Here is a 12,429-nt window from a genome sequence, read left to right as displayed (position 1 = left end):
TAGGTCTCCCTGGAAGTGATTCCCTAAAGGTCCCTGGTAGACCACCAGGTTGATAGGCTGGAGGTGTACGCGCAGCGATGCGCTCAGCTGACCAGTACTAATAGACCGTGAGTCTTAACCTCTCTATTCTTCATTACCTATGAAAAAGTGATTTGTGACATGTGACTTGTGGCTTGGAGCAATCCAAAGTTCCCACAAAACACCAACCACAAACCACCTATCACCAAATTTGTTCTGGTGGCCTTGGCGGAGGGGACACACCCGACCCCATTCCGAACTCGGAAGTTAAGCCCTCCAGCGCCGATGATACTGCGGTTCTAACCGTGGGAAAGTAGGACGCCGCCAGATCATCTCTCAATACCAAAAACGCCCGCTTAGTTTGCTAAGCGGGCGTTTTTGCGTTCAAACGCTGAATAGAACAGGAAACTTCTCACTTGGCACCCGCAGGGTATGGAATTGTGCATTGTTTCGGATATTGTTACATTGAGGTTACAGGAGTGCTTTGTGTTTCGATTTTGCCATTTTTTTTAACAATTCCTGGATGTTTTCTGAAGATGTCGACCCTTATGGACCGCCTTTATTTCGATCGGAAGGACTTCGAGCTGCTGGCCATCGTCAACGATGTCCTGCAGGGCGAGGACGAGCCCAACTTGAAGAGCCTGCTCACGCCGTACCTGCATCCTCACGGCATCAAGGAGATGGCCGCCAGCACCGGGTTGCGCGTGGCCTACGCCGTGGTTCGGCTGTTTCGGTCCTTGGAGCGAAGCGATGTGGAGGAGCGTTTGCGCACCCTGCGGGCGTTGCGAGAGGAGATTTTCTCCATGTCCGGCGTGGCGTTGCGCAACAATACGGCTCGGGTGCTGTTACAGATCATGAAGGAGTTGGTTCGGGCCGAGGACGAAGGCGTCAAGCTCCAACTTGCACGGGATTTTCGGGATGCGGCCACCGGACGTCCTCGGGCCATTGCCCGTCAGTTGCGCAAGTACCACCTAGTGGAAATGCCGGAGGCCTGGAACCAGATCGCTTTTGACGATCATGTCCACGACGCCAACACCAAGGGCCGCAAATCCGCCACCCACCTGATCATGGACGCCTGGATCAAGGGTATCCGTCGGCTCCGGGTGATCTACTACAATTTCCTGACCCCGGAGGTGGCCGAGGAGCTGATGCGCGCTGCGGAGATCATGGAGGTGGACGTTCGAGTCGGACTGGAATTTTCGCCGCGATTTCGCGGAAGGTATCTTCGGTTGATTTGGACGCCGCGAGGCTTCACGGACACCCGTGATTTTCTGGAGTTCATCCGCCAACCAGACGTCCAGGAGTTCATGGGCGAGGGCCGTCGTGCTTCCGACTTTAAACAGGCCTATGTTTTCGCGGTCCTGGACGCCTTCAACGTGACGCACCGTTTGGAGATCAATCGTCGTTTCGGAGTCCTGATGCCCGAGCTGTCCAGGGACGACCTGCTCCATCTGGTCGGCACCGGACAACCATCCTTGCACCACCTGGGCAAGCTGATCCACGATTCCCTCTTGTCGCTGTTTCGGGAGCGGCTGGACGATCTTCATGAATGCTGCGCTTTCGGCGGGGATGCCCAACGCCGGGCGGCCATGGAACTGGCCGAGGAAATGAATCGATTCGACGCCGAGGTCGTGATCGAGGACTACCTGCGCCCTGCTCGAAATCCCAAACTTTTCAACCCATTCGTGCCGGCGGATGACGACCAAGCCCCGTTGCTGTTGCGGGCTTCCTTGCCGGAACTGCTGGCCCATTTGGAGCGCCTGCATGCCCGGTTCCGAATCACGCTGGGGCTCAGCGGACTGTGGGCGGAAGACGTCCTGGAACTGCTGGGTCAGGCCCGGGGCCGGATAACCCGTTTGGAATCCTTCAATTTCAAGGATGCCGCGTACGGACGGTGTCCTGACCAGATCCGCATCCTGGAACTGCAATCCGCCCTTAATTCCGGCAATGCCGTTCGTCTGAAGCGCTGCGTCATGGACATCGTGTACCGGGCGGAGGACGATCTGGAACGCGATCCTGGCCAGAAGGCGGCGCTGCGGAAGATCCTTGAAGAACTTGAGCATTTTCGAGGATATTACCGGAACACGATGCTCAAGTCGCGCATCGGCACGGACTCCACCGGCGGATCGGCCAAGGTTCCGGGCATGGGGCTGGTCGTGGTGGACACGTTGCCGAAAAAGAGCCGCCGACAGGTGGAGCGCCTTGGCGGCGAGCCAGAGAAGGCACTGGAGGCCATTGTCGGAAGGAATTCGGCAAGCGGTCCCGTAGCGCTTCAAGAGTCTTCACGAGGTTGTATCACCGGTAACGGCAGGCGGTGCATTCCCATTCGGATCGATGTGGCTCTGCGCCGGACGTACAGTCCTGGCCACAGCGGTCAAGGGCAAAGCCCATGCTTGGGCATGGGCCTGCGCGAAAATGCCCCACGAAGCTTTTGGTGTCGGCTGTTTCGTCCGGTCACCGAGGAATGGCTGGTGGAAGGGTATCGCTTCGTTCCGCCCGACCAAAGCAATATTCGTCTGCTGGGTGGGTACGCCAGGGAGGAGGAAAAGAAGCTGCGCCTGGACTGTGCCGCCGCGTCCAAGGACAAAGAGTGTCCGCATCCGCGCTACCTGAACACGCATCTCAAAAACTGGTTGAAAATCCTGTGCGGTTTTGTTCCGGCCTTCGCTACTTTCGCCCTAACCAAAGACTGGTGGGTGCTGGCCTATTTTGGAGCGTTGATCTGGTTCGGGATCACCGGGGTGCGCAACATCATCCAGGCCGTACTCGGGGCCGGAGGATTGCGGCGGACTCCGTTTTTGCACTGGAGCGAATACGTCAAATGGAACCGAATCGCGGATTCGTTGATGTACACTGGGTTTTCGGTGCCGCTGCTGGATTTGCTGGTCAAGACCATGCTTCTGGACCGAGGGATGGGGATCACGGTCGAGTCCGGGCCGGTGGCATTGTATGCCGTCATGGCCGTGGTCAACGGGATGTACCTGGCCGGGCACAATCTGTTTCGCGGACTGCCCAAGGCCGCGGCCGTGGGCAATCTGTTTAGGACAATACTCTCCATTCCGCTGGCTTTGGTTTTGAATTTTCTGCTCGGCTTTGCGTTGGGGGCGGCCGGCGTGCCGGCGGTGGGGATGGTGCTCCAGAACTGGGCCGCAGTCATCTCCAAGCTGGCCTCGGACATCGTGGCCGGGTTCATCGAGGGCTTGGCCGACCGGGCCGTGAACTTCCGGGAGAGAACCCTGGATTACACGGCCAAGCTGCGCCAGATGTTCGATGTTTACGCCAGTCTTGAACTGCGGCATCCGGACTCCGAAGTGCTCAGCGTCCTGGAAAAGCCGGAGCGGTTCGTCTGTGCGGCAACCCGTGAGGAAGAGAGTTTAAACCTTGCTGTTGTCGTCAATGCCCTGGATTTAATGTATTTTTGGATGTACCAGCCTCGGGCTCGGCACGTGCTGGAGTGGTTGATGCGCCAGATGAGCCAGGAGGAGCGGAGGGTGTTTTTGCTCTCCCAGTACGTGTTGCAACGCGAGCGTGACATTTCCCAACTCTTCCTGGACGGCTTGGTCGGCAAGAATTTTTCTCGGGCTCTGGCCTTTTATCTCCACGGTTGGCGGGAGTACCTGGAAGACATCCAGCGCCTAGCGGTGCATCTGCCTTCCGCGGAAAGGAGCGCGCGCCCGGCCCCTTGAGAAAGGCGAGTATCCAGCTCATTCCCACCAGGGCGACGGAGCAGCAGGCGCGCCTCGTTTTTGACAAACAGGTGAAGATTCTATACCTCACGGTTGCTCCATGATCGATCTTCAATTTCTCCCACCATCCTCTATGGCGAATATCCCCAAGCCGCAACTCTTTAGAACCGGAAAACTTCTCAAAGGGTTCGAAACCGTTCAGGATTTCAACCCTCCCCTCTGAAATATGGATATCGTCACCATCGTCCTGGTTCTGGCCATTTTCGGCGGCTTGCTCATGGCTTTCAGCATCGGCGCCAACGACGCGGCCAACGCCATGGCCTCTTCCGTGGGTTCCCGGGCCATCACCGTCAAGCAGGCGGTGCTGATAGCTTCCACGCTGGCATTCGCTGGCGCTGTATTTCTCGGGGCCAACGTAGCCGCAACTATCTCCAGAGGAATCATCAATCCGGATATGATTCCGGATCAAAACATCCTTATGTTGGGGATGCTGTCGGCGTTGCTCTCGGCAGGTTTGTGGGTACTTCTGGCTACGCTGTTCGGCTTTCCTGTTTCCACAACCCATTCCATCGTGGGGAGCATTCTCGGTTTTGGGTTTGTGGCCGGCGGGCCAGAGGTGGTCCGGTGGGGCACGATGGTCGGCATCGTGCTGTCCTGGATCATTTCACCGTTTTTCGGGGCGTTGCTGGCCTATCTGGTCTTTTCGCACATCCGCAAAAAAGTCTTGAGCGCACGGGACTTTGTCCGCAACGCCAAGCTGTGGGCCCCCTTTTGGTTGGCCATGACCGTGGTTCTGGTGATGACCTCCTTTTTGTTGAAGATGCCGTTGGGCAAGGCTCTTGGAATCAGCGCCTACGCCATTTTCGGCATTGCCTGCGCAGTGGCTGCGGTGGTCTGGGGTATCGGATACCTCGTGGTGGGCCGATTCCTGCACGGTGTGGAGCAGGGGCCGGAATCCATGGAGGAATTGTTTCGGAGGATGCAGATCGGCATGGCCTGCTACATGGCCCTGTCCCTGGGGGCCAATGACGTGGCCAACGCCATCGGACCCGTGGCGGCCATCTGGGTCATCGCCCGGACCGGAGGTTTGGCGGCCACGGCCGAGGTGCCCCTCTGGCTTTTGCTGTTCGGCGGCGTGGGTATTGCCGTGGGGGTCATGGTGCTCGGAAAGCGGGTCATGTCCACGGTGGGGGAGCGGATCACCCTGCTGACCAATACCCGCGGTTTTTCCGTGGGCTTTGGCGCGGCCACCACGGTCCTGATGGCCTCGAACCTGGGGATGCCGGTTTCCACCACCCACGCTACGGTGGGCGGCGTGGTCGGTGTCGGCCTGGCGCGAGGGTTTGCCGCGGTGGATTTTCGGGTTCTGGGGAAAATCGTGATGTATTGGTTGTTGACCGTCCCGATCGCTGCCTTTACGTCCATTGTAATTTACCAACTATTGCGCTGGTCCGTGTACTAGGCACGGGCCGTGTGCCCACGAGGTGATCTATGCTGTTTCGAATTCCTTTTTTGAGCATGATCGGAGGTCGCTCTCCCATGGACGGGCTGCTGGAGCATTACAGCCAGGTGGAAGCCGCCATGACGATCATCAACGAGTCACTCTTGTGCTATATCGGGGGCGGCAGTGCGTGCAAGGAGTTTCAGATCTTGAAACAGGAGCTGGATCAACTTGAGGACAAAGCGGACAAGATCAAGCGTAATACGCGCAACCACCTGCCTCGCGGTTTGTTTATGGCCGTGGATAAGACCCTTTTTCTGAACTATACCCGAGCCCAGGACAATATTTTGGATTCGGCCCAGGACGCCCTGGACTGGCTGAACATCCACACCGTGAACATCCCCGGGGCATTGCGCACCGACGGACTGTCCTTGGTCGAAGAGGCGATTCGGGCCGTGGAACTGCTCAAACCGGCCCTGGAAGGGACCATTCGCCTCGTGCATACGGACATCGCGGACCGAGAGGCGGTCAAGGATGCCTATCGGGCAGTGAGAAGCCAGCACAACGACGTGCGCAAAATGAAGTCCTTGCTGTTCCGTGAACTGTTCAGCGCGGACATGGATTTCAAGGACGTCTTCCAACTCCTGCATTTTTTCGAATACATGCACGAGATGAGCCACAACGCCGAAGGCTGCGCGGACATTCTGCGGGCGATGATCGCGAGATAGAAAAAGGAAGATTTCAGATTTCGGAATTCAGGAGTCGGAAGGCTTGAGGGTTTGGCCCGTCATTCCGTTTCAGTTTGCGAAAAAGAGCAATAGGTCATGTGGCTGATGCCACATGGATCCGCATAAAAAAGGCAGCTCGTGAGAGCTGCCTTTTTGTTTTGATCCGCCCAACTCCGTGGCCGGGTTTTGTTTCCGGGCCGGACCGGCGAACATCCGTAGGGGCACGGCGCGCCGTGCCCCTACGGATGGATAATAATCCTCAATTCTGAATCCTCAATTCTGAATCCCCCTCTCAATACTTCACCGTATTGGGGTGGTGGAAGTCGTAGTACATTTCCTCGATGTGACAGACCGCGCAGTTGTCCCGGCTGCCGATGACGCCCTTGTTGCCCTGGTATTGCAAGGGTTGGATGGCGTCCAGGTCCGGATGGAACGCGTTTACCGCCGGGTATTCGGCGTGGGTGGGGCCGTGGCAGGCCTGGCACATCAGGCCGGACTCGTCGGTGCGCAGGCGGTACAGGCCCGACGGGCCGCGGACCCAGTCGTTGAAGGCGGAAACGTCGCGGCTGGCCGGTCGCTCATAGTCCACGTGGCAGGACAGGCAGTCCGGCTGGTCGTTCCACGGCGTGCGCGGGTTGATGTCCTCCACCGCGCTGACCACCCGGGGCCGCAGGTCGCGCATCAGCCGCTCGGCCTGGGGCTTGCCGGCCTGTTTTTCGGCCTTAAGCAGGGTCAGGGCGTGGTCTTCCAGGGTGCCGTGGCAGTGGGTGCAGGTCAGCCCGACCTCGCTGGCATGGACCCCTCGGGCGCAGTAGGTGAAGCTTTCCGGGCCGGTGGGGTGGCAGGCGTGGCAGGGTTCCGGGCCGGGTCGGTCCAGCAGGTAGTGGACGTGGAAGCCGTGGATGGCCGCTGGCAGGTTCAGCCGCTTTGGGTCGCCTTCGGCGCTCAGCAGCGGATCCGGGTGGCAGCTTTGGCAGAGTACCGGGCTGCCTTGCTCGGCATTGGCCAGCAGGGTGGTTCCGTGGCGGCGGTCATGCACGGCCAGGACGTCCGAGGCCGTGTCCGCGGCAATGCCCATGGCCCCGTCCCGCCGCCAGGTTCCTCCGTGACAGTTGTGACAGCCCACCTCTGTGGAGACCGGAGCAATGGCCTGGGTCATGGCCAGGAGTTCCCCGGTTTCGGCGTTGCGGGCCTCGAAGGTGAAGATCGGGTAAGGGTTCAGCGAACCGTCGTCCGCGTAGGGCAGGACCGGAATCCCGCCGGCCATGAAGGTCCGGAAGGTTGGGTTGAGGGTCATTTCCCCGGTCAGTCCCATTCCGGTGGACCCCACGTTGCGGGGCAGGTCCTTGCCGATCAGGGAATTCGCATAATCCCAGAACTCCACCTGGGAGGCCGGGTCCATGGAGCCCGGAGGAGCGGCGTAGGTGATGACCACGTTCTCGGTGACGATTTTCGGCTGGAAGTCCCGACGGACCAACTGGGCGTAGAGCGTGCTGCCCGGGGGCAGCAGGGACCAGTGGGCGTCGCAGTCAGTGATGCACTTCTCGCCCAGGTTGCACCAGGCCAGGAGCACGTATTCGTCCTGGTCCGGATCAAAGGGCGGGATGGTCACTTCGGCTGTTTGTTCCGGCCTTTGGACAGGCTGGGGCGCTTCCCGCTCGTGGACCGCGCGGACCAGAAAGTTGGCCAAGGCGTCGCGTTCCTGGGGCGTGCCCGCGAAGCGGGGCATGTATTCATAGACCCGGCCGATGCCGGAGATCATTGCGTCCATGCCGAAGCCCCCGAACTTGGCGGTCAGCGGGCGAATGTCATTGAGCGGGCCGCCGATGGAATGGCAGGAGGAGCACTGCCCCCGGAACAGCTCCCGCCCGGCGGCCAGCTTGTTGGCTTCGGTGATCTCCCGGTGCTGGATCCATTTGGCGGATTGGAGGTATCCGGCCCGGGTAATGGCGTCCTCCGTGCCCTTGACGATGGCATTGGAGTACATGTGGCCGTAGATCACGTAGGGTCGGCGTCCGGCTTCGCGGATCATCTCAAAGCTGCCCATGTAGAACAGGCCGATGGCCAGCAGGACTAGGGCCATGGGCCTCTTGATCCCCGCAGGCATGCGCACGGCCATGATCAGGCCTCCGATGAACAGCAGGGCCGAGATCCACAGGAAGCCCTGAAAGTAGGGCACGATTTCAGGGTTCCGGCCCAGGATCATGGCCGTGGGGCCCTCAGGCAGGATGGACACGTACCACCAGCCGGAGAGCAGCAGAAAGCCGAAGGGCAGCAGCAGCCATTTGGCGCAGTGGCGGACCAGGGTTTCCCGCAGTTCCGGGTTCTTTTCCCAGGTGGCGGTGACGAAGCCATACAGCCCGGCCAGAATCAGGGCGATGAAGGTCCGAAAGGCCAGGGCCGGCCAGAAGGATGGATTGAAGAAGCCGTCCCAGAAGTCCCGGCTGGTCAGCCAGTCCCCGGGGGTGAGCATGAAGCCGATGATCCCGTTGATCATGAACAGGGACATCCAGGCAAAGAAGAAATACAGCCAGCCGATGAGCATGTGTCGGCGGTGCTCCATTTTGCCGAAGGTGTAGAAATAGACGAAAATGGCCACGATCTCGGCCAGGAAAAAGACCCACTCAATGGCCCAGGCAAAGACGAAGGTATGGATCAACTGGGAAGTGGCCGCCGGGGCGACCAGGGAAATGGTGAACCAGATACCCACCCCGGTCAGTGCCCCGAAGACCATGGTCACGATCAGGAAAAACTTGGCGTGGCGGCGGGTGTAATCCAGGATGCCCTGGTTATTTTCCCGCAACCCCTTGCGCTCGGTGAGCACCAGAAACAGCCCCCCGCCGATGGCGAAGTGGGCGATGAAAACGTGGATAATGGCGATGACCGCGATGAGCAGGCCCCCGCCGGCCCAATACAGTTCCCAGACCGGATAACTCATCAGCTCGCCTCCTTTCCGACCATCACGGCCTGTCTGAGCATCCAGGCAATGGCCCCCAGACCCAGGACCAGGGTGATGATGAACAGGATCAGGGGAAGCTGCTCGTTGGTCACGACCCGGTCGCTGATGTCAAAATACGGGCTGAGATAGGCGTCCCGGAGCAGATCGCGCTGGAAGACCATCACCGTGACCGTGGTGATCAGCAGGCCCGCGGTCAGATAGACCTTTTGGCGCATGGCCGTGATCACGCTGAGTACGGCCAAGGAAATTCCGACCAGCAGGACGGCCGTATGCAGGCCCGATCCGCCCATGAACAGCAGGAGAATGGGCTGGGGCAAGGCTACCAGGAACCAGATGCCCACGGCGACCTGGACCATGGTGGCGTAGGCGAACCAGGCCATGCCGTGGGCCACCCAACGCCGTGCCCCAGGCTCTCCCCGGGCGGCTTTGCGCTGCCAGAGCAGGGCCAGAAACAGCCCGGCCACGGCCAGGGAGGCCACCACGAAATGCAGGTAGCGGGGGATCAGGGTGGGATCGCCGAGGTTGAGGATGGTCCCGTCCGGTCGATCAAAATAGCCCGGCCAGACCTCTGGTCTGAGCATCAGGGTCATGTTGTTGGTGTAGATGAAGGCCGTGGCCAGCAGACAGACCGCGGTCACGGCGATGAAAACCGTGCGCATCGCCCCCAGGGAGGCGTATTTGAAATCATAGATATAGGCGCTGACATAAGCGAGCATCACCAGCCCGACCACGGCCAGCCAGTATACGGCCATGAGCACACTGCTGGTGTACAGAAACTGGCCGTAGAGCACCTGCAAAAAAAGCAGCGGGGCCACCCCGAAGTTCACGGTGAAGGCCACGATGAACGGCAGCTTCCGGGAAATGTCCACGGTCAGCGGTTCGGTTTCGGCCTTGCCCCGCAGATGATGGACCAGGGCGATAACGGAGGAGCCGAGCATGACGTTCATAAACAGCAGGTGGATGATGAAGGTGAGTAGCAAAAACGCGTAGAACCAGCCCCATTCAACGGGAATGGGCAAGGCCTCGGGGATCAGAGCGGCGGGGTCCATGTGCGTCTCCAGATTTGGTGTGCGGGAGGCAGGCCGGAATTGGGAATCGGTCCGGAACAGTGGACAAGAACTCAATCACGATACGGTATGATTGTCCTGTTATCGCGTCGTCGCAAGTTGATCAATAGCTTGGAGGCTGGACAGATTGGCTCCCGACCCTTTCGTGGCGCGGTCAGCGATTATCAGCCGAAATGCCGTCGTTCACAATGCCGCTCAAATCTGGCATGTCCACGGACGTAGATCAATGATTGATGGAAAAGCGAGATCTGTTCAGCACCTGCGAGTTGGAGTGTCTTCAACCTGAATCCCTGTTTGTCCCAGGCAGGATACGTGACCATCTAAACCAGCGAACCCGTTGCGGTCCAGTTGCCGATGATCGCTCATGCGGCGGATGTAGCTGCTGACGGTGCGGGTATCCAGGCCGGACTGTTCGGCGATGTCCTTGGGTCTGATCCCTTCGGCCAGGACATTACGGAGCGCAAGCAGGCCGAGGAGCGGTTGCGGATCATGGCCACCACGGACGAGCTGACCGGGCTCTGGAACAGTAGGCATTTCATGGACCATTTGCGCTGGGAGGTGGAGCGGGGAGGCGGTGAAGGCCTGATGGAAAGAAATTGTTTTTTGACGAAAACTCCCCGGAGCTCCAAAATTCGACATCAAGGAGTACGTGATGGAAAAAAACTATGACTTTACCTGGGAAGACCTGGGAGATTTGAGCATCGGTCGGCCCAACCTCGGCGATCAGACGTCGGTGACCGTGTACCGTTTGATGCATTTTACGTTCAAGGATGTTTTGTCCAAGGAACTGGGGCTGGAGAAAACCAGGAAGCTCATGGCCGCTGCCGGGGAACTGGCTGGCCGGGAGTTTTGTCGTCATGTGCTGGATACAACCCTGCCTTTTCCAGAGTTCATCGCGGACCTGAAGGAGAAGTTGATCGCCTTGAAGGTCAGCGTGTTGCGGATCGAGGAGGCGGATCTGGAGGCGCTACGGTTCACGCTGACGGTTTCCGAAGATTTGGATTGCTCCGGGCTGCCAATTTCCGGTGACTCGGTCTGCGACTATGACGAAGGGTTCATTGCCGGTATCTTGAATGCCTATACCGGCAAGGAGTTTAGCGTCCGCGAGATTGACTGCTGGGCCACCGGCGACCGGACCTATCGGTTCACCGCCCGATTGGTGGAGGGCTGAGCATGGGTGCGCTGGAATTGGTCCAGGAGGTGGGCAAATGTCTGGCCCCGGTTCTGAAGCGGGGTATGGGGCGGGACGGCCTTGTTTTTCAGGCCGAACATATTGGCGATGATCCTGAGATACGGGCCGCGGCGCAGCGCTTGATGGATTTTTTCGGCATGGTCAACGAGGCGTACCGATTTGCCGAAGACCTGGCCAATGGCCGTTTGGAGACCCAGACGGCGCGCAACAACGTCCTGGCCATGCCGATGAAGGCGTTGCAGTCGAACCTGGCGCACCTGTCGTGGCAGGCCAGGCAGGTTGCTGACGGCGATCTGAGCCAACAAGTGCATTTCCTCGGCAGGTTTTCCGAATCCTTCAACCAGTTGATCGCTTCGTTGCGTGAAAAGGCCGTGCTGGAGCGGCGTCTGCAAACCATGATGGACGTGCTGGGTGAAGGGGTCCTGTTGGTGGATGCGGAGGGCCGGCTGATTTTCATGAATCCGGAAGCGGAGCGCCTCTTAGGCTACACGTTGGACGATGTCGAAGGCAAGGCGCTGGACGAGGTGTTCCATATCCAGCAGCCGGACGGAACGTTCCTGGGGCCGGACCAGAGTGGAGCGGCCCGGGCCGCGCGCGCCAACCAGGAGTATAGGAGCGACAAGGACGTCTTTACCTGCAAGTCTGGCCGGATACTCCCGGTGTCAGTTGTTTGCAGGCCTCTGGAACTGGAGCAAAGGGGCAGTGGGGCGGTCATCGCCTTCAGCGACGTCACCGAGCAGAAAAAGTATCAAAAGTCCCTGGAGCTGATCAACAAAATCCTGGAAAAACAGGCCTCCACTGACCCGCTGACCGGCATCTTCAACCGGATGAAATTCAGCGAGGTTCTGGGAGCCGAGTTGAAGCGGGCTCAACGCTACGGCACACCGCTGGCCGTGATCTTGCTGGACATCGACAATTTCAAGAGCATCAACGACACCTACGGACATCTGGACGGGGACAACGTGCTCAAGGACGTGACCCGACTGCTCGCCGCGAACATCAGGAGCTGTGACACCCTGGCCAGATGGGGCGGAGAAGAGTTCATCCTGCTGGCGCTGGGTAGCGACCTGGACGGCGGCAAGCTCCTGGCGGAAAAACTGCGCCTGGCCGTGGCTGAGTACGACTTTCCCATTCCACGATCTGTCTCCTCCAGCTTCGGTGTCGCGGCCTATCAGCCCGGCGACACGGAACTGACCCTGACCAATCGGGCCGATCAGGCCCTGTACCGGGCCAAGGAGCAGGGGGGGAACCGGGTTGAGGTCAAGCATGATTGATTGTGGAATCCCTTTCTGCCGTCAAGCGGTAGCAGCGAGACATTTACGAACATAGGACCGTTGA

8 protein-coding genes and 2 rRNA genes are annotated in these 12,429 nt (G+C 59.4%); 8 read left to right on the top strand and 2 right to left on the bottom strand.

Going from position 1 to position 12,429, the window contains the following annotated elements; genetic code table 11:
• The 5 genes from C6366_RS11475 to C6366_RS11455 form a co-directional block, all read left to right on the top strand.
• Positions 1–122, top strand: a 23S ribosomal RNA gene (locus tag C6366_RS11475); the annotation flags it as partial.
• A gap of 111 nt (positions 123–233) precedes the next feature.
• Positions 234–348: ribosomal RNA gene (gene rrf / locus C6366_RS11470) — 5S ribosomal RNA — on the top strand.
• A gap of 206 nt (positions 349–554) precedes the next feature.
• Entirely contained in the window at positions 555–3,704 is a 3,150-nt protein-coding gene (locus C6366_RS11465) for a hypothetical protein (protein WP_146164835.1), read from the top strand.
• A 226-nt stretch (positions 3,705–3,930) separates the two neighbouring features.
• Positions 3,931–5,166, top strand: coding sequence for an inorganic phosphate transporter (locus C6366_RS11460; RefSeq protein ID WP_107738065.1), 1,236 nt, complete (start codon positions 3,931–3,933; stop codon positions 5,164–5,166).
• A 29-nt stretch (positions 5,167–5,195) separates the two neighbouring features.
• Positions 5,196–5,873, top strand: coding sequence for a DUF47 domain-containing protein (locus tag C6366_RS11455; protein ID WP_107738063.1), 678 nt, complete (start codon positions 5,196–5,198; stop codon positions 5,871–5,873).
• A 292-nt stretch (positions 5,874–6,165) separates the two neighbouring features.
• Here the strand turns inward: C6366_RS11455 and C6366_RS11450 are convergent, their stop codons facing one another.
• Both C6366_RS11450 and C6366_RS11445 read right to left on the bottom strand, forming a co-directional pair.
• Positions 6,166–8,811 (bottom strand): cytochrome ubiquinol oxidase subunit I, encoded by a 2,646-nt coding sequence (locus C6366_RS11450; protein WP_107738061.1) that lies wholly within the window; start codon positions 8,809–8,811, stop codon positions 6,166–6,168.
• Positions 8,811–9,881 carry a hypothetical protein gene (locus tag C6366_RS11445; RefSeq protein ID WP_107738060.1) on the bottom strand — a complete coding sequence of 357 codons (1,071 nt, stop codon included), beginning with the start codon at positions 9,879–9,881 and terminating at the stop codon, positions 8,811–8,813. Before C6366_RS11445 ends, C6366_RS11450 begins: the two co-directional genes overlap by 1 nt.
• 372 nt (positions 9,882–10,253) lie before the next feature.
• Here C6366_RS11445 and C6366_RS11440 point away from each other — a divergent pair, with 372 nt between their 5' ends.
• Genes C6366_RS11440 through C6366_RS11430 form a run of 3 tightly spaced genes read left to right on the top strand, consistent with a single transcriptional unit; the run spans position 10,254 to position 12,365 of the window.
• A complete protein-coding gene (locus C6366_RS11440) occupies positions 10,254–10,568 on the top strand; it encodes a GGDEF domain-containing protein (protein WP_107738058.1) in 315 nt (104 codons plus the stop codon).
• A complete protein-coding gene (locus C6366_RS11435) occupies positions 10,552–11,070 on the top strand; it encodes a V4R domain-containing protein (RefSeq protein WP_107738056.1) in 519 nt (172 codons plus the stop codon). The genes C6366_RS11440 and C6366_RS11435 overlap by 17 nt, the downstream gene beginning before the upstream one ends.
• A gap of 2 nt (positions 11,071–11,072) precedes the next feature.
• Positions 11,073–12,365, top strand: coding sequence for a diguanylate cyclase (locus C6366_RS11430; RefSeq protein ID WP_107738054.1), 1,293 nt, complete (start codon positions 11,073–11,075; stop codon positions 12,363–12,365).
• Positions 12,366–12,429 lie beyond the last annotated feature (64 nt).

It is taken from the genome of Desulfonatronum sp. SC1, assembly GCF_003046795.1.
In the GTDB taxonomy this organism is placed as follows: Bacteria; Desulfobacterota; Desulfovibrionia; order Desulfovibrionales; family Desulfonatronaceae; genus Desulfonatronum.
Note: the sequence above shows the minus strand (reverse complement) of the source record. Positions and strands in the feature narration are given on the sequence as shown.

What these genes read in the sequence shown, in the direction of transcription:
- C6366_RS11465 (WP_146164835.1), top strand. Translation starts at nt 555, where the DNA reads ATGTCGACCCTTATGGACCGCCTTTATTTCGATCGGAAGGACTTCGAG.
- C6366_RS11460 (WP_107738065.1), top strand. Translation starts at nt 3,931, where the DNA reads ATGGATATCGTCACCATCGTCCTGGTTCTGGCCATTTTCGGCGGCTTG.
- C6366_RS11455 (WP_107738063.1), top strand. Translation starts at nt 5,196, where the DNA reads ATGCTGTTTCGAATTCCTTTTTTGAGCATGATCGGAGGTCGCTCTCCC.
- C6366_RS11450 (WP_107738061.1), bottom strand. Translation starts at nt 8,811, where the DNA reads ATGAGTTATCCGGTCTGGGAACTGTATTGGGCCGGCGGGGGCCTGCTC.
- C6366_RS11445 (WP_107738060.1), bottom strand. Translation starts at nt 9,881, where the DNA reads ATGGACCCCGCCGCTCTGATCCCCGAGGCCTTGCCCATTCCCGTTGAA.
- C6366_RS11440 (WP_107738058.1), top strand. Translation starts at nt 10,254, where the DNA reads ATGATCGCTCATGCGGCGGATGTAGCTGCTGACGGTGCGGGTATCCAG.
- C6366_RS11435 (WP_107738056.1), top strand. Translation starts at nt 10,552, where the DNA reads ATGGAAAAAAACTATGACTTTACCTGGGAAGACCTGGGAGATTTGAGC.
- C6366_RS11430 (WP_107738054.1), top strand. Translation starts at nt 11,073, where the DNA reads ATGGGTGCGCTGGAATTGGTCCAGGAGGTGGGCAAATGTCTGGCCCCG.